This is a genomic window from Candidatus Hodarchaeum mangrovi (genome assembly GCF_975850365.1).
This window is the reverse complement of sequence record NZ_CDLCQJ010000137.1, coordinates 66,346-83,662: the sequence shown is the minus strand read 5'-3', so window position 1 is coordinate 83,662 and position 17,317 is coordinate 66,346. Positions and strand designations below refer to the sequence as shown.

The window sequence follows — 17,317 nt, the reverse complement described above, 5'->3', positions numbered from 1 at the left end:
CCTCCTTCAACACAAGGAGAAGGATAGGAAGTAAGGATAAATCTTAAATGATTTCTCTCCTTCTGATTTAAAAATTGACCATTATAATCAACTTGTTGACGATTTAAGAAATTCTTTACCTTTTGAGGTATGTTTTTCCAACGCCATAGGCCCCATGAGATGAACTCTATAGGAAACTTTTCTCTATTCTTAATCATATGTAAATTACTAAATAATTTTTGGATCAAATCTGGATGAGTGGTTTTCATAATATGAAAATCAGCCATAGAAGAGGCTGGACATACCCAACAGCCTATTCTGATAAAACCAGATTCATATAATGGGTTCAATAAACTAAATAATTTATATTTATATAAATATAAATAAATTTCAAACGCATTCCAATTGTGAATGGGAGCAGCTGTTACCTGTTTAGGAATCCAAGGATTTTGAGAAATTAATGGCTCACGTGATCGTCCAAATGACTCATAACGCCTTCTTCCAATAAAAGTTAAAACTTTTTTTTCATCAGGATAAAGAGACTCTAATATTTCATTAACAGGAAGTAATTTTGCACTTTTACAGCACCATCTTGTATTCCGTGTTGGAGGACCAAACTTGTCAAATCTTTCCCAAAAATCCCAACGAATATTTTTGAATTGATGCACAGGTCTTTGATAAACTTGACTTATTTTCTTTATATTTGAGATTGTTTCAGGGAATTCAAGTTTTGTGTCAGAAAAAATAATATCATAAGTGATATCAGATTGAGCAACTAAATTTAATGTGACTAGCGAATCTTTTCCACCTGAATATGCAATTACTTTGTTTTGAAAGCCAGTTGAAGCGTCCTCGATAAAATTAATGGCTGTAGATTCTTTTTTATTTAAAGAATGCTCATTAGCTTTCAATATTTTCTCCCATGATAACTCTAAAGGAGCTAATTGATCTAATTTCCCTTTTTTCTTATACTTAGTTTTCACTGCAACCCCTTTTTCGCGAGACATCATTTCAATACCAGTCATTTTTGCTAATCCAACAGCAATTACTTCTTCTCCACAGATTACAATAACTGGATCGTCATATGAAATTTCTTTATCAGCAAAATTGACTCCAGGCCTTAAAACAGAGGCTCCGTTTAAAATAGGAGTTTTTGCGCCTTGATCAACATTAATCCATCCTTTGGATTCAGGTTCCCACAAAAATGATGCTAAAGTAATTTTAGGGAGAATTTCAAAGGACTCTTTGATTAAATTGTATCTAAAAACCGCTAAAACTCTTCCTTGTATGATTATCTCATCCATTCTGTCAATATAAGGAATTTTATTCAAAAATATAATTTGGTTTTTAATTAACTGTGTAAATTTTATTTTTACACGGCTTCCATACTGTTTTTCAACCGCTGAAGCAATAAAATCAAGGTCTCCTTTAAGAGCAGGTCTTATATCTCCAGGAGGGGAAATATTTACTTGTGATCCTTCATTTTGGCAAATATTACAACTTTTATCAATCAAAGGAACTTTACATTGGTCACACCAATAAAATCTGATCTTACCTAAATAAGGAATGGGAGTCCTAACCAAATTAAATCGCCAGTTTTATAATTCAAAAAAAAATTTCCAATTAATTTCTTTCTTTCTCACTATATACAGTTAATTAAAACATTAAAATTGTTATAAATGAAGGGGGTCATTTTAAAACAGATATTATTCTTCAAATTAAATTTTGCTCTATAATATGCACATTAAATGTATTATTAATAGATTAACTTTTTATTCCCCGAAAACAGAAAGTTATAATTGAAGTACAAAAAACATACAAACAGGTGTAGAACTAAATCAAAAAGAAAAACTGGTTAACAACAATGGGAACGCCTTTCTGTGATTCTTGTGGTACTCTTCTATCTCCTAAAAAGATAGAAGTAACAAAAGAAACAATTCTTTGGTGCTCAAAATGCCAAAAAGAGATGAAAGTAGAAAAATCAAATCTATTTACAGAACATTCTCCCATTTCACATAAGCCACACGAGTTGACCCGAATACTTGAGAACGAACCTCCACCTATCCCTAAAATATTCACTCAGACGTATGTTCAAAGAAAGAAAAAACGATGTAAACACCCCAACGCAGTTTTTCAAGGATTTTATCAATTCTCAAAAGGAGATGAAGCAAGTCGAAAATATTGGTATTGTCCAGATTGTGGACAAGTTTTTCGGTTCTCTGGTAAAGTTGAAGTTAAATTAAATCGAAAAATTATTTCAGAAAAAGCAGATTGACTTTTTGAATTATTTTTCTGCTATAAAATCATCATCCTTGTTATTTTTTTACTATACTATGAAAAAGTTCCATCCAGAGAAAACAAGAATGAGAGTTTTAAAAGACTTTTAACCTTTTCCCCAGCTCTTCAAACGCCCTCAATCCAGTATCTAGTTGTTCTTTGGTTAATGCTGCATTTGCTTGTACTCTAATTCGATCTAATCCTGATGGTACCATAGGGAAAACAATTGGAAGAGCAAATATTCCGTAATCCCTGTATAGTAAATCAGATGCCTCTTTTGCCTTTTTAGGATCACCAAATATTATGGGAATAATTGCTGTTGTTGATGCAGCCGTAATTTCATGATTATATCCCATATCAAGTATTCGACTTTTGAAATACTTGATATTTTCCCAGAGGCGTTTTACCAGATCAGGTTCTTCATATTCTATTATATCTAATGCTTTTATTGAAGCTGCAGCTGTTGCAGGAGGATGACTTGCAGACAACAGATAAGATCTGGTTTTATTTCGACACCAAGTAATCAATTCTGTTGATCCAACAATTGAACCTCCCATCGTACCAAAAGCTTTAGAAAAAGTACCCATCTCAATGTGTACTTTCCCTTGCAAATTATAATGATCCACAAGTCCCTTACCAGAATAATTTCTACCTAAAACTCCATCACCATGTGCATCATCGACATAAATTATTACATTACTATACGGTTCACAGACTTTATAGATCTGATCAAGAGGAGCATGATCTCCATCCATTGAAAAGACTCCGTCAGTAATAACAAGAATTCGACGAGGATTCTTCTTAGCTAGTTTTTTCATTTCATTTTCTAGTGAATTCATGTCACAATGTTTGTATACTGCTCGTTGGGCTTTTGTTATTCGTACTCCATCGATAATTGACCCATGGTTCAATTCCTCTGATAAAATCACATCCTCAGTTGATGGCGCTAATTGTTGGATGACTCCTTGATTAGCAGTAAATCCAGCTGATGTAATAAAGGCGGCCTCTTGTTCCTTAAATTTAGCAAGACGTTTTTCCCATTGTTCATGTAAATCCATGTTTCCAGCAATTGCACGAACCGAACCTGATCCAACACCATGAGTTTGAATAGCTTTAATAGCAGCTTCTTTCATTTTAGGATGGTTAGATAATCCTAGATAGTTATTGGAACATAACATAATTACTTCTTTCCCCTCTACTCTACAAACAGTATCACTGGGTCCTTCAAGGATACGATGTACCCATTCTCTTCCTGCTTTTCGGATCTCTTGCATTTCATCTTTTAAAAATTTCGTGGAATCATTTGCCATTAGAACATCACCCAAATATCATGCAAAAAATAATTTCTCTGTTTTTTTATATTTTCTTGCTCTAAAATGAATTCTTACTCTCTCTTAAGCGAAGAGTGCCGCTAAATAGATGAAAATTTATACGTATTTTTTATGTTTTAATTTTCACAATGTAAAAATAAAGGAAGTGGTTTTGCTAAATGTCCAGAAATTAAAAAATAAGCCTTTTTTCTAATCTATTGATATTAATGAACCTAATCCCTCAATCAATAATTTGGTCATTATAAATGCTGTAATCTCTGAATGGTCATATAGAGGATTGTACTCAACAATATCCCAACCAATAAGATGAGATCTTCCAAGTCCCTTGAACAATCCTTGAATCATCCAAAATAGTTGTCTTGATGAAATACCCCCAGCTACAGGATTTCCTACACCAGGAGCAACTCCAGGATCAAGTAAATCTAAATCTATCGATACATAAATATGTGGATATTTTGAAATTAATGCTTTAGCCTTTTGAAATCCAAAATTGTATAAATTTGGGACGTTCATTAAATTATCTGTGGAAAAAATTTCTAATCCGACTTTTTTGGCATATTTAATTTGATCTAATGAAAAATCACGGTAACCTAAAACTGTTGCTCCCTGAAACGTCGTTTTCTCTGTAATCCTACGTAAGGTACAAGCATGTGATTTGGGATTTTCCATTATATTGTCATATAAATCAAGATGAGCATCTAGATATATTAGATAAAAAGAGTGAGAGTTTTCTTCCAATGCTTCAGCTACTCCAATAGAAGTACTATGATCCCCTCCAATTACTAAAAAGGGTAAAGATAACTTTAAGAAATCTAAAATACCCTCAGAAATAAATTGAAGACTTTTAGAAAGATTATGAGGGATTATTCCTATATTTCCATAATCTTTGATCCGATAATGTTTTTTAAGATCTACTCCTGATTCTGTTACACATTCAAAGTTATCAGAATATAAAATATTGCGAAAAGAATTTGGCCCCATTCTTGATCCTGACCTATAGGTTGAAGTAATATCAAGTGGTGTTCCAATCAAGTTAAAATTTGCTTCTTCTTCTGAGAAATCTTTGCTTATTATTCCACAGAGCATTTCAGAATCGTGAATTACAAAATCTAAGCTTTTCACATTTATCCCTGCTTAATTCTTTTAGAATTAGGAGAATTATTACAAATAAAGATAGATTAATAGATTATGTAAAAATTCTTCTGTAAATAAATAAAAAAAGTTAGGTGAATTATGTCAACTGCTCTATTAAATCCACAAGATTATTCAGATTCTTTAAAAAGGAAAAATGGTCGTTTATACCTGAATGAAGTTGATTTAGATCAATTTCTTGAAAAAAAAGAGACTCCTATTTTTCTATTTTCAAAAAAACAGCTTAATGCTCAATATCAGAAAATACTCAAACCTTTTTTAAAAATTGGAGCTAATTCGATAAATATCGCTTTTTCTGTGAAGTCTAATCCTGAAGTTCAAATAATTAGACAATTTCTAGCCAATGGAAGTTTTTTTGAAGTTACCTCATTAGGTGAGATGAATCGTGTTTTAGAGACTGGTGGAGATCCAAAGAAAATTATTTATACAAACATTGTAAAGTTAGATCTCACAATAGAACAAGCTATTCGATCAAATATCGGATATTATGCTATTGATTCCTATCACGACATGCAAAGACTTGAAAAAATAGCTAAAAAAGTAGATAGAAAAATAAAAGTTCTAATAAGAGTAAATCCATTAGTTGAATTAGAAAGTACTTTATTTAGTTGCACAGGTTCACGGAGTAAGATTGGGATTCCAATTGATCTTAATGAACAGTCTAAATTCTTAGAAATCATTAGTTATTGCAAAAACTCTTCTTTCTTCAGTTTAGTTGGAATACACGTTCACCTAGGAAGCCAGATTATAAACATTGAATCATATCGAAGAGCTATGAAAGTGATTTCAGAATTATTAATTTTTCTTCAAAAGAGGGATATAAAACTCTCTATTCTAGATATTGGAGGGGGTATTCCAGTTAATTATGGAAACCCTACCCCAGGACCAGAATTATTTGCTTTAATAATTAAAGAAGAATTTAATACTATTTTAAACCAATTAAATATTATAATTGAATCAGGAAGGTTTCTCACAGCTTCTACTGGGATTTTAATATTTTCCATAGGTAATATTAAACAAGATTCTATTGGAAACGAGATTATATGCCTTGATGGGAGCTTTTTTAATACTATCCCCGACGTTATAGTTGCAAATTGGTCTTTTCCGATTATTAATCTCATAACTGGAGATAATGTTCCTTTAATAAAATATCGTCTAGTAGGGGCAACGAATGACACTTTAGATTCCTATCAAGATAGAAAAACATTAGATTTAACATTTGTTACTCTTCAAAAGTTATCAATAAATGATAAAATTGTATTCCTGCAAGCAGGAGCATATTCTTTGTCTTTTAATTCTTCCTATTGCCTTGAAAAAAGACCAAAAGTTTATTTTCTAGAGTGAGAGTCCTTTAAGAAGCAAATGTATCTTTTTCAATATTAATAACGAATTATTTTTATTTAGGATTAAAAGAAAAATTTACGATCTTACTTTAAATGGGGATAATTTAGAATAATTAGGGAGATTCTGTAATAAATGAAATTAAAAAAAATGAAACAGGTTACTCTTAAGCCACATATGACAGTTAATGAGTTGTTAGAATCAATGAAAGAGGGAGGATTTAATTGCCATAGAGTGGCAAAAGCTACTGATCTATTCACACTTATGATAAAAGAAAGTGAAACTACTACATTTTTAGGTCTTGCAGGAGCGTTAATTCCTGGAGGAATGAGAAATATTATTCGTATGATGATTGAAAAGCATTTTGTTGATTGTGTAATTACCACAGGAGCCAATTTAAGTCATGATATTTTGGAAACATTGGGACCATCACATTATCACGGAATGGAGAATATAAATGATGAGGAATTAAAGAAAATGGAAATAAGCAGGATTTTTAGTACTTTAATTCCACAGAAAGCATTTATTAAATTTGAAGATATGATTCAGAAAATTCTTGATTTTATCCCAAATGAAAAATTGAGTAGTAGACAGTTTATTTATGAATTGGGACGACAGATTAAAGATCCTAATTCGTTTATTAGGGCAGCTTTTAAGGAACAAATACCTATTTTTTCCCCTTCATTTGCAGATAGTATATTAGGAGTTCAAGCGTGGCTTTTCGCACAAAATCACCCTCTTCAGATTGATGTTTTAAAGGATCATTCAGAATTTTCTCAAATTGTATATGAATCAAAAAAAATGGGTGCAATCTTCCTTGGGGGTGGAGTACCAAAGCACTTCATAATGAATGGTTCACAACTGAATAATGGTTTGAGTTATGCAATACAAATTACTATGGATCGCCCTGAACATGGAGGGGTAAGTGGAGCGAGTGTAAAAGAAGCTATTTCGTGGGGAAAAGTAGCTCCAGACGCTCAGTGGATTGATATCTTAGGTGATGTCACCCTTGTCTTACCTTTAATAATAGCAGGAGTTATTTCACGAACATGAAGTGAAAAGTTTGAGTCATACACAGTTTGAGGATCTATTTCAAAAAGCATGGGAAAATTGGATTCATGGGTATGAAAAAGAAGCTGCAGAAATTTGGAAGCAAATCTTAAAGTCAGCCATCAATGAAAATGATAGATTAGTGGAAATAGATGCAATAAATTACCTTGCAATGTATCAAAGAGTTTGGGAAGAAAAAATTGAACAAGTGATAGACTTAGAAAAGTATTTAAATATTGCTAATGATCTTAAATATACTAAAGGGATTGCAAATATAAAAATTGAACTCGCACTTCGTTCCAAGACATTTGAAAGAACTCAAGGACTTTTCATAGAAGCTAGAAGACTTTATGAATCCATAGAAGATAAAAATGGTATAATGAGAGCTTTATTTTTATATAGTACTTATTTAATCGAACGAGGAGTGGAAAAGTTTGGTTTTATCTTCAAGCAACTTCAAACAGCTCTTGAACTTGCCATTAGTGAGAATAATAAATATTTCATTGCTCAAATTCAATCTGCAATAGGGGAAGCATTTCTTCGTCTGGGTAATCTAAATGAAGCGCGGCATCACTTTGAGATTTCTTTACAGAATTTTTCTCATCTAGGTCATGAGAGAAGATCAATTAGTTTATTAGTATCAATTGCAGATGTTGAGATTCAATCAAATTTAGAAAATGCATTAGATGAACTAAAAAATAGCTATACCACATTTACTAAAAAACTAGAAAACATTCAGGATAAAATCCCCGTTTTTGACCTTTTCTACCATCTTTCAAGATTTTCTGACCTTTTTCTAGAATTAGAGGATTTTAAACAGGTTCAAAATCTAATTAATAATTTAGAAAAAATTCTTCGGCAAATAAACATCGAATCAAGTCTTTATTTTCAGGGTAAAATGGCGTTAGCACATATAAAAGGAAATCTAGAACTTGCTAAATTAAATTTATCAAACGCTTCAGAAATGTATAACTATATTCTTAGACGTCGTGATCATGCAAGAATATCGGATCTGTATGGGGCTTTAATAAGTTTAGCGGTGATATCTCTGTATAAATATCGTATAATATTTGATGGAACCTACATTAAAAAAGCTCAAGATTTAGTTCAAGAAGCAATTAAGATATCAGAAGCAACAGATCATATTAAAGGCTATGTTCGTGCTCACATGGTTTTTTCTTTATTAAAATTATCAATTGCAGGAGTAAATGCGGATTTATCTGAAATGGAAGATGTTATCACCCTAGCTCAGGAGAAGGGATTACACTCAGAAGCCAAAAAAGCGTATCAAGAACTTTCTCGTTTTAAAGGAATTTACCAGAACCAAAATCCAGTTTTTCCAGAGGCCGTTTCTGTTGCAGAAGTTTTACAATATGCATTGGAAGCAAAAAAATCAGTGAAAAAGATAAACTAAAGATAATTGATCTTTCTGAAAAATTATATAATAAAATAGTTCTCGTTAGATTGATGATTTTTTGGGCTATTTGATTGAAAAATTAGTTCAATACTAATAAAAAGGTTAAAATAATGTTCATAATTCAAGATATAGAATTTCTATTATTCAATTTAATAACACAGGGAAATGATTTGCTTCAATCTTTAATTCCTACTACTCCACCATTCTCATCCATTTTTATTCTAATAATTTCTTTCTTTGTTTCACTGTTCTCAACAGGAATATCAAAACTAATGATAGACACTGAAAAATTAACCAGATTGACACGAGAAAGCAAAAAATACAATAAAATGCGAATGCAGATGCTAAAGACTACTGATACAAAATTAAAATTGAAATATGAACGAAGTGCTGATAGAATGAAAAAGGTTCAGTCTGAGCTATCCACCATGCGTCTTAAACCTTTAATGATTACCTTTATTCCCCTAATGATATTTTTCTTTGTTTTTTCTAGCTTTTTCCAGTGGGGTATAGATCCAACAACAGATATAATAACTGGAAACATCCCTGCCATAATACCTTTCCCGTTACCTGAAAATATTCTTTTTGGTATTGGAAAAAATGGGATTGTTGAGGGTTGGGGTAATGTATTTGTTCCACAATATATATGGTGGTATTTTGGTGGATCGATTACTTTTGGTTCAATTTTGCAAAAATTAGCCGGATTACAACCAGATTAAATTCTTAAATAGGTGAAAAAAAAATGACTAAAGGTATTAGAAAGAAAAAAAATCCAAAGGGATACATAACAGAGTTTAAACTCAAAAAAAGGGCAAAAATTAAATCCTGTCAATTATGTGGTTCCCAAATACGTAAATTTCATAAAAAGGTGTCAAAAAGTCAAAAAATTCCCGCAAGACCATACGGAGGAGAAATTTGCCACGCTTGCCTTAAATCATCAATTCAATTGAGAATATTTGAGAATTATAGCTAGAAGGATGATGCCTATGAGTCCAGCACGAAAAACAAAGAAGCAAATATCCTGTAAAAAATGTGGTTGCATAATAAATCCAATTCAACATCCACCTGACAAAACTTGGCAATTAATAAGCCCCATGCCTGATAAAGAAGGAAGGGTTACATTAACAATTATGGGAGCATTTCGTTGCCCAGAATGCGGTGCTTCAGTCCGAACTGCGATGAAAAAGATACGTGGAGACGAAATCGGATCTGGACAATCAAAAAAGGAAATGTTAATCCAAGCTGTAAGCTTAATCAAGGAACCAACCAATATAGAAAATATCGAGATCGAAGGAATTTCCACAGCTTCAGTAGAGAAAGCAATAGGACTCTTGATCGAACAAGGGCAACTTAAGGGGAAAATTCAAAATGCAAAATATTATCCTGGAACCTAATTATCCACTTTAGTTATCTCTCTTGTTAATATCGTTGCATAAACTCCCCTAGGAAGACTAAAAGAGACATTTATTTCATTTGTACCATTGATCGTATTAATTTTTAAATCAGTTATCAAGATTTTTGCTTTTCTCATTGACCCCTTAGATCGTAATTTTTTATCTAAGGATTTAAAATCAGCTAATGCTATAGAATCTGTTTCTAGAATTGTAATTAAATTATTCCATATAACATTAGGGAAACTACTAGAAGAAGTACCATAACCAGGAAGAGGTAGCTCTGTTCTAGTGGTAATTTCATGATTAACATCTAGGAGAGAATTCAAGACTAAATTAAAAACATAAGATTGGTAAGCAGAAATTGATAAACGAAGAAATGAAGAAGGAAGTTTACTTACAATTTGTTTAGAAGACCTATTCTTTACTAATCCTGTTAATAAAGTCTTTTCGATACGATATTTTGCAGGAAAAGAAAAGAGAATCTCCTTTGGATCAGATCCATTTAGGAAATTTTGACGAAGTTGGGAAATAAACGAGGATTCAAGAGGGCTTGTCTTACCAATGTATTCATAAATTAGTTCTTCATAATCTCTTTGTATTAGATATTTCCCAATATTATGAAGAACTGGCCTAACACTACCAAAGCGTTGTTTCCCAAAATAATTCAATAATCCAGAAGTATTTAGAGTTTTGATTAAAAAATTCCATTCAAATTTACTGGGATTTCGGTTTATATCTTTAATTTGAATGTCAAAGAGATTTCCAGAGAGATCTCCGATCTTTACCCCAAATTTTTGGCGAATGGGATTAATTAATTGTAAATTGGAGATTGAGAGAGAAGAAAATTGGGAAAAATTTGTACCCCAAAGTGAGATCCTTTGGTATGTTTTGGCTTTAGCATCTTTCAAGCCTGCATAACCAATATCTTTCTCTGGTATCTTTAAAGCCTGTGAAATTCGTTTAATAGCTGTAAAAGTGTCAATTCCTGATTTAACTAAGACACAATGTGTATACATCCCTCCTAAAGAAGGCCCTAATTCTGAACCATCCTTAATAGGAATACCATTAGGAAGAATTTCATAAACAATAAAATCTTCTTCAGTCTGTTTAATTTTTCCTCCTGTACCCTTAAAAAAAGGAACGGAAAAATAAAGAATTCCAACAGAAAGAGATGCGTTAAAATCCTTTAAATCATTTGAAAAAATCGTCATAGGCCCCAGCATCGATGGATTTTAATATTAATTTTGGTTCTTCTCCATCAACGGTTAATCCGATTGAAGTACAGGTACCTACAACTTCTTTGACAGCAGATCGTAAATTAAAAGAAAGCATTGCATCCTGTTTCATCTTAGCAACCTTTATTACTTGTTTAAATTCGAGATTCCCCGCTTTTTCTGTTTTGGGAGAACCACTGCCCTTTGCGATACCTGCTTCACTTATAAGTAAAGAAGAGGTAGGAGGAATACCGACTGAGATTGTAAAGTTTCTGTTATCATCAACTTCAATTGAAACTGGAACTTTCATTCCTTTAAACTGTTGGGTCTGCTTATTAATTTCTTCGATGACTGCTTTAATATTCACGCCTAAAGGACCTAATGCAGGACCTAGAGGGGGTCCTGGAGAAGCTTGTCCTGCATCAACTAATGCTTCGACTGTCTTTGCCAATTATAACACCCAATAATAAAATATGTAAATTTTTTAATTCTAAATATAGTTATAAGTCGATTTCATTCGAGTTCAATTAAAAAAATTAAACTTATTTATTTCTAGAAGCTAAATTCCTTTTAGATCAAACCTCAAAACACACAAAAGACTAAGCTAAAAACCCTAGATCCAACAGAAAAATCAAATTTAAATCAATTTTAATTAGTAGAAGGGTATTTTGAATGTCTTATTCACCAAATCAATTGGAGACAGCGATATCTGAAGCGAAATTGAAAAGCACTGAAAGAAAACAAAGAAAATTCGTTGAAACAGTAGAATTGTCAATTGGGCTTCGTGATATTGATCTGAAAAATCCTGCAAATCGAATAAATATAGAAGCACTGGTTCCTAATGATTTGGGAGGTAGCACTTCAAGTGTTGCCGTTTTTGCTGATGGAGATATTGCTATCAAGTCAAAAGAATCAGGCTTACCGACCTTTGGAAAAGATGATATTGAACAACTTTCTAAAGAACCAAAGAGAGTCAAGAATCTGGCAAATGATTATGAATATTTTCTTGCTGAACCTCCTCTAATGGCAATAGTAGCACGTTTCTTGGGGAAAATTCTGGGTCCAAGAGGAAAAATGCCCAAACCTCTCCCACCAAGAGTAGAAATTGACAAATTTGTTGAAAGATATAATCGAACGGTTAAACTACGAATTAAAGCGACTCCAGTTATTAATGTCAAGGTAGGAAAAGTTACTCAGAGCAATAAAAAACTTGCAGAAAATGCAAATGCTATATTACAAACATTAACAACAAAATTACCTAAAGGGGCTCAACATATAAGAGCTATCCATTTTAAAACCACGATGGGACCATCTGTTAAGGCAGAGAGGAATTGAGAACAATGGCAAGATACAAACCTTTTCCAAAGAAAATTCGTTTAGGAAGAAAAGCAAAATCAAATCAAACAGTTCCAACTTGGGTGATATTAAAAACTTCTAGACAAGTAACAACCCATCCAAAACGGAGACGTTGGCGTTCTTCGAAAATAAAACCATAGGAAGGAAATTTTTATGAGTGAAACATCATCTGATTCTATTATTGAAGAAAGAATTTATACCGTACCTTTCAGCAAAGTTATCTACGGGCGACGAATTCCTCGTTCTAAAAGAACTCCGCGTGCGATGAGACATCTTCGGGAGTTTGTAAAACGACATCTAAGGTGTGAGGATGTTCTTATAGATTCGCAGGTAAATGAACATATGTGGGCTCGTGGGATCCAAAAACCACCTAAAAAAATTCGAATAAGAGTTGTTAAAACTGAAGAAGACATTGTTACCGTCTTCTTAGGATAATATTCGAAATAATATCATCCTTTCTTTTTATATTTGTTTCATTTTGGAGTTATTAGAATGGAAATAGAATATTTAGAGTATTTAGGAAGCATTCACATTGGAGTAGCCATTCTCTGTACAGAAAATTTCTCTTTTGTACCTAATAACTCTACTCACCAAATGAAATCTCTAGTAGAAAATATTACGAAAACGAATGTGATTGAACTCTCTGAATATATTATTGGTTCGTTAATGGTTGGTAATTCCCATGGATTTGTGGTTTCAAATGTTATCACACAAGAAGTTCTTAAAAAAATCCAAACTACCAATCTAACAGTATATCAGGCTCCTGAATTTTTTGCCTTTGGAAATGTTGTTTTAACAAATGACTTTGGAGGTATTATTTCTCCTATTATTCCTCCCAAAATTCGAAAACAGATAAGTGAAACATTAAATATCCCTTTAGAAACACGAACATTAGCAAAATCCGATCTTGTTGGTAGCTTGGCCTACGTTACAAATTATGGAGGTTTAATTACACCCCTAGCTGAAGAAGAAGAGGTAGCCGAGATTAAAGATATCTTACATCTCAAAGAAATAGGAGTTGGGAGTATCAATAGAGGATCAGAATTTGTAGCTAGTGGAATTGTAGGAAATACTAAAGGAATACTTGTAGGACGAGAAACAACTGGGATTGAGATAATGGAAATTACTCGATGTTTCATAAAGCCAGAAGGGGGAGAAGTTGGAGCTTAACGAATTATTATAAGGATTCCTGAAAACAGGATAAAACAGAAAGAAATATCGAAAAGAAGGTGAAAAAATTTGAATAATAACCAAAAGGTTCAATTTTTTCGAATATCAGGTTCATTTAAAAAAAAGAAGCAACTTTCGAATTTTTCTAAGGAATTTTGTGCTTTAACAGAAGAACAAGCTAGGGAAAAACTTTTTACTGAACTTGGAAGCCGAAATAGGCTAAAAAGACGTCAAATTCGAATTGATTCTATTCTTAAGATTACTCCCCAAGAAGTCACGAATCCCTTTATTCAAAAGCTGATAAGTACTGAATTTAAAATCCCTTATGAGGAATGATAAATGGCTCAAGCTCCATTGACTGAAGAAGTCCTCAACAAAATTAGAACATTACAAGCTGAAATTGACCAAATTCAAGCAAGTCTTGGGACAATTGAGCAGCAACTTGCAATTTTAGGAAATGCTATTGAATCATTACAAGATGCAATAAATATACATGATGTTCTAAAAACAAAGGTTTCAGGAGATGAAATTCTAATTCCAATTGGAGGAGCTTGCTATATTAGATGCAGAATTGAAGACCCTAATGAAATCTTCTTATCCTTAGGTTCAGGAGTTTCAATGGAAACAGATTTACAAATTGCGAAAACCAGAACTTTAAACCAGATGGAAAATATCCAGAAGAGCTCAGTGCAATTACAAAATCAATATTCTCAATTTTCACAGCTGCTAGAAACGAAAAGAGAAAACCTTGTGACCCTAGCTCAACAATATGGAATAATACAATGATTTATTTCAATCATAAATTTCTTAAACAGGGGGAGAAAACAAAATAATGCTTCTTTTAAAAAAATAGGCGGTTTAAGATGGTATCTTTGAGAAAGGGTCTGAACGGATTATTTGAACGAGTTTCTTCTTATGAATTAAATGAAAACAATATTAGAAAAGCAATTCGTGAATTTGAATTACTTTTAATAGCAAATGACGTATCATTATCAGTAGCTAAACAAATTTCTAAAAAATTAGCTGATCAAATGCTTGGTAAAAGGGCAAAACGATTTAGTGATTTATCAAAAAGACTACGTGAGCTTTCAAAACCAATTATTCTGGAAATAATTACTCCTAAAGAATTTATTGACCCTTTAGAATTAATTTTAAATTATAAATCTAATAAAGAGCAATTGGAAAAGAAGAGACCTGTAGTATTTTTGTTTTTAGGAATAAATGGAACAGGAAAAACTACTACAATCGCAAAATTTGCATATCTACTAAAATCGAAAGGATTTAAAGTGATAATTGCAGCTAGTGATACATTTCGTTCAGGAGCACAGGAACAACTAAAAATTCATGCAGACAAGGTTGGTGTAAAAATTATCACAGGCAAGTATGGAAGCGATTCAGCTGCTGTGGCGTTTGATGCTATATCACATGCAACATCGAAATTTGCAGATGGTGTAATAATTGATACTTCAGGGCGAATGGCAGTAAATAAAGATTTAATGGAAGAGATGAAAAAAATTATCAGGGTTACTACTCCAGATTATAACTTTCTTGTTATAGAAGCTCTAGCAGGAAATGATGCGACCGAGCAAGCAAGGATTTTCAGTGAAAATATCCCTTTAAATGGAATAATATTAACAAAAATGGATGCAGATGCTAGAGTTGGAGCACTTCTTTCTGTAACCTATATAACGCAAGGTCTTCCAGTTGTATATCTAGGAACAGGTCAAGAATATAAGGATTTAGAGCGATTTAATCCAGAAAAATATGTAGAATCACTTTTAAAATAATATAAGTTTAAATATTTAAATTAGGATCCTTTTCAGTTAATTTTTTCTTAAGGAGAGTCGCTTGGTTTGTAGTTTTAATAAGGAGCATTCCAATAGTATTTTCCGTGATATAACCAACTTCAACGGATAAAGCCATAGCTTGAGCAAAAGCTTTTCCTAACAATACAGGAACTGTTTCTTTAGAGAGATATGATATTTTAGGATGAATTGCAAGGGAAAATGCCTGAGCATAAGCCTGTTGTAAGTCAGAAATAATTTTACTATCATCAACATCCAGGACACTACCATCAAGTATCTCCCCATTCTCAAATACAAAATTTAATTTTAATCCAACTTTAAAGGGGAGAATACCTAATCGCGCAAGTATAGCTGCGTGAGTTTCAGAAACAGTTTCTCCAATCGATAAAACCTTAGTAGTCTTTATAATTCGAATTTTACCTTTTTCAATACGGGTTTGAATCCCTAATGATCCTAAATCACTTATTATTGGCCCAGGATCGAGATTTGTAGATCCTTCTTGAACGTATACTTCAACAGGAGAAACTTGACCTACTTTCGCAGGAGCAGGAACCTGATTCTGATTTAAAAATTTTTGAAGTGTAAAAGGATTTGAATTTGTAAATATTAAAGCACACGACCCTACAATATGAGGAATAAAATTCTTAATTTCCTTATTAGATTTATTTGCAACATTACCAAATGCCAGTGATTTTAAGGTATTTTTTGCAACTTTTATAACTGCTTGAACATCTCCTGACCTCATTGAAGATCGAATACCTTGAAGTGCTTTGGAACTTATCCCACTTAAATCAGCGAGACCAATAACTGAATATTTGGTTGCAAGATCAACTATTGCATTCACTTGGTCAACTTTTTTATTATTCAATTTTTTTTCTTCTACTATTACAGCTGCCATCACGGCCACCAATAATTTTATCCTTGTTCAGCTAGATCTCGCCAGCCAATATTCCACGAGATAATTATTTGACATCTAGGCGGTTATTTTATAGTATTAATAAGTTAGGCTATGACGTGAGAATTAAACTATTTAATGTTCTAAAGCACATAGAACATTATAAGTCCAAATCTAGGAAGAATAATCAAATTTTGCTATATGAAACTAGAAGAGAGAATCAGAAGCTTCCTCTTCTTCACTCGCTTGGATCAGTTTTACTGAATCTGCATGTAAAACAATAGGAATTGTAACACTGCTTGTTAATAAATCGACTGTAATTTCCTCTCTTGCAGTATAAATAGATGAAATTTTAGCTCTACTTCCTTTGAAGGGGCCATCTACAATTTCAACAATGTCTCCTTTCTTGAGGCCTTCAATAACTGGAGTTGGTGCTAATTGATTTTCTAATTCAGAAACAGGAACTCTCCCCACTTGTTTCCCTATGTAATGAGCGGACTCAACGACACTTGTTATATCTTGAACATCACCTTCAATAAAAATATAGCCATCTATCTCCGTAACTAATACGGCTTTAATATCCAAGTTATTCAACTCTGCACGACTTGCTATTGCTTCAGCCACATTGAACTCCTGTCCTTTCTTAACTTTAAAACAATAAATCCCGATTTTATCAAACAAAATTGTCACCGTTCCAAGTCCCATTGAGTGATTTTTGGTAACTTAGAGCTGTTCTTGGCGACCAAGAACAGTATAAATTACAATTCGAATAATAAAGGCAATTAAACCCAATATAGCCATCCCAGCAACTGTAATTTTTATCACAAGAAAAACTTCTGATCTATCCGGTTTTTTAGCAAGCCTTAGGATTCTCATAGCTTTTTTATAGAAACTAGCTGTTCCCATTCTACTACTATCAATTGACATTTTCATCCC

22 protein-coding genes are annotated in these 17,317 nt (G+C 32.6%); 14 read left to right on the top strand and 8 right to left on the bottom strand.

Annotation, left to right across the window (positions count from 1 at the left end):
- Positions 1-1,562 (bottom strand): phosphoadenosine phosphosulfate reductase domain-containing protein (locus tag ACWVCY_RS13320; RefSeq protein WP_455143365.1); only part of this gene is annotated, 1,562 nt, incomplete at its 3' end.
- Between the two features lie 281 nt (positions 1,563-1,843).
- On the opposite strand from ACWVCY_RS13320, the gene ACWVCY_RS13315 reads away from it, so the two are divergent.
- Positions 1,844-2,254, top strand: a complete 411-nt coding sequence (locus tag ACWVCY_RS13315; RefSeq protein ID WP_455143363.1) for a hypothetical protein — start codon at positions 1,844-1,846, stop codon at positions 2,252-2,254.
- A gap of 97 nt (positions 2,255-2,351) precedes the next feature.
- Here the strand turns inward: ACWVCY_RS13315 and ACWVCY_RS13310 are convergent, their stop codons facing one another.
- The gene (locus ACWVCY_RS13310; RefSeq protein WP_455143361.1) at positions 2,352-3,566 is read right to left on the bottom strand and encodes an aminotransferase class I/II-fold pyridoxal phosphate-dependent enzyme; all 1,215 of its coding nucleotides are present in this window, start codon (positions 3,564-3,566) and stop codon (positions 2,352-2,354) included.
- A 210-nt stretch (positions 3,567-3,776) separates the two neighbouring features.
- Positions 3,777-4,709, bottom strand: a complete 933-nt coding sequence (locus tag ACWVCY_RS13305; protein WP_455143359.1) for an arginase family protein — start codon at positions 4,707-4,709, stop codon at positions 3,777-3,779.
- A 111-nt stretch (positions 4,710-4,820) separates the two neighbouring features.
- On the opposite strand from ACWVCY_RS13305, the gene ACWVCY_RS13300 reads away from it, so the two are divergent.
- The 6 genes from ACWVCY_RS13300 (at position 4,821) to ACWVCY_RS13275 (ending at position 9,941) form a co-directional block, all read left to right on the top strand.
- Positions 4,821-6,083 carry a diaminopimelate decarboxylase family protein gene (locus ACWVCY_RS13300; RefSeq protein WP_455143357.1) on the top strand — a complete coding sequence of 421 codons (1,263 nt, stop codon included), beginning with the start codon at positions 4,821-4,823 and terminating at the stop codon, positions 6,081-6,083.
- A 132-nt stretch (positions 6,084-6,215) separates the two neighbouring features.
- Entirely contained in the window at positions 6,216-7,133 is a 918-nt protein-coding gene (locus ACWVCY_RS13295) for a deoxyhypusine synthase (protein ID WP_455143355.1), read from the top strand.
- A 10-nt stretch (positions 7,134-7,143) separates the two neighbouring features.
- Complete coding sequence (locus ACWVCY_RS13290; protein WP_455143354.1) at positions 7,144-8,544, top strand: hypothetical protein; 1,401 nt, start codon at positions 7,144-7,146, stop codon at positions 8,542-8,544.
- A gap of 113 nt (positions 8,545-8,657) precedes the next feature.
- Positions 8,658-9,266: an EMC3/TMCO1 family protein gene (locus tag ACWVCY_RS13285; protein WP_455143352.1), complete on the top strand. Its 609-nt coding sequence runs from the start codon at positions 8,658-8,660 to the stop codon at positions 9,264-9,266.
- 23 nt (positions 9,267-9,289) lie between these two features.
- Complete coding sequence (locus tag ACWVCY_RS13280; protein ID WP_455143351.1) at positions 9,290-9,520, top strand: hypothetical protein; 231 nt, start codon at positions 9,290-9,292, stop codon at positions 9,518-9,520.
- A 13-nt stretch (positions 9,521-9,533) separates the two neighbouring features.
- Positions 9,534-9,941, top strand: coding sequence for a hypothetical protein (locus ACWVCY_RS13275; protein ID WP_455143349.1), 408 nt, complete (start codon positions 9,534-9,536; stop codon positions 9,939-9,941).
- On the opposite strand, the gene truD is transcribed toward ACWVCY_RS13275, so the two are convergent.
- Together truD and ACWVCY_RS13265 are read right to left on the bottom strand one after the other, a co-directional pair.
- On the bottom strand, positions 9,938-11,152 hold the full coding sequence (truD, locus tag ACWVCY_RS13270) for a tRNA pseudouridine(13) synthase TruD (protein ID WP_455143348.1): 1,215 nt from the start codon (positions 11,150-11,152) through the stop codon (positions 9,938-9,940). The genes ACWVCY_RS13275 and truD overlap by 4 nt on opposite strands.
- The gene (locus ACWVCY_RS13265) at positions 11,133-11,606 is read right to left on the bottom strand and encodes a 50S ribosomal protein L11 (RefSeq protein ID WP_455143346.1); all 474 of its coding nucleotides are present in this window, start codon (positions 11,604-11,606) and stop codon (positions 11,133-11,135) included. The genes truD and ACWVCY_RS13265 overlap by 20 nt, the downstream gene beginning before the upstream one ends.
- 221 nt (positions 11,607-11,827) lie before the next feature.
- Between ACWVCY_RS13265 and ACWVCY_RS13260 the strand changes: the two genes are divergently transcribed.
- The 7 genes from ACWVCY_RS13260 to ftsY all read left to right on the top strand — a co-directional run bounded on the left by ACWVCY_RS13260 (position 11,828) and on the right by ftsY (position 15,468).
- Positions 11,828-12,490 carry a 50S ribosomal protein L1 gene (locus ACWVCY_RS13260; RefSeq protein ID WP_455143344.1) on the top strand — a complete coding sequence of 221 codons (663 nt, stop codon included), beginning with the start codon at positions 11,828-11,830 and terminating at the stop codon, positions 12,488-12,490.
- 5 nt (positions 12,491-12,495) lie between these two features.
- Positions 12,496-12,651 carry a 50S ribosomal protein L39e gene (locus ACWVCY_RS13255; protein ID WP_455143343.1) on the top strand — a complete coding sequence of 52 codons (156 nt, stop codon included), beginning with the start codon at positions 12,496-12,498 and terminating at the stop codon, positions 12,649-12,651.
- A 13-nt stretch (positions 12,652-12,664) separates the two neighbouring features.
- The gene (locus ACWVCY_RS13250) at positions 12,665-12,946 is read left to right on the top strand and encodes a 50S ribosomal protein L31e (protein WP_455143341.1); all 282 of its coding nucleotides are present in this window, start codon (positions 12,665-12,667) and stop codon (positions 12,944-12,946) included.
- 57 nt (positions 12,947-13,003) lie between these two features.
- Positions 13,004-13,681: a translation initiation factor IF-6 gene (locus ACWVCY_RS13245; RefSeq protein ID WP_455143339.1), complete on the top strand. Its 678-nt coding sequence runs from the start codon at positions 13,004-13,006 to the stop codon at positions 13,679-13,681.
- A gap of 69 nt (positions 13,682-13,750) precedes the next feature.
- Positions 13,751-14,017, top strand: a complete 267-nt coding sequence (gene rpl18a, locus ACWVCY_RS13240; RefSeq protein ID WP_455143337.1) for a 50S ribosomal protein L18Ae — start codon at positions 13,751-13,753, stop codon at positions 14,015-14,017.
- A gap of 3 nt (positions 14,018-14,020) precedes the next feature.
- Entirely contained in the window at positions 14,021-14,467 is a 447-nt protein-coding gene (gene pfdA / locus ACWVCY_RS13235) for a prefoldin subunit alpha (RefSeq protein WP_455143335.1), read from the top strand.
- A 77-nt stretch (positions 14,468-14,544) separates the two neighbouring features.
- The gene (gene ftsY / locus ACWVCY_RS13230; protein ID WP_455143333.1) at positions 14,545-15,468 is read left to right on the top strand and encodes a signal recognition particle-docking protein FtsY; all 924 of its coding nucleotides are present in this window, start codon (positions 14,545-14,547) and stop codon (positions 15,466-15,468) included.
- A 7-nt stretch (positions 15,469-15,475) separates the two neighbouring features.
- Here ftsY and rplJ read toward each other — a convergent pair whose 3' ends face one another.
- From rplJ to ACWVCY_RS13215, 3 genes are all read right to left on the bottom strand, one after another.
- Positions 15,476-16,384: a 50S ribosomal protein L10 gene (gene rplJ / locus ACWVCY_RS13225; RefSeq protein ID WP_455143331.1), complete on the bottom strand. Its 909-nt coding sequence runs from the start codon at positions 16,382-16,384 to the stop codon at positions 15,476-15,478.
- A 204-nt stretch (positions 16,385-16,588) separates the two neighbouring features.
- Positions 16,589-17,062 (bottom strand): transcription elongation factor Spt5, encoded by a 474-nt coding sequence (locus ACWVCY_RS13220; RefSeq protein ID WP_455143329.1) that lies wholly within the window; start codon positions 17,060-17,062, stop codon positions 16,589-16,591.
- Positions 17,063-17,104: 42 nt separating this feature from the next.
- On the bottom strand, positions 17,105-17,308 hold the full coding sequence (locus tag ACWVCY_RS13215; RefSeq protein WP_455143327.1) for a protein translocase SEC61 complex subunit gamma: 204 nt from the start codon (positions 17,306-17,308) through the stop codon (positions 17,105-17,107).
- Positions 17,309-17,317: the final 9 nt, after the last annotated feature.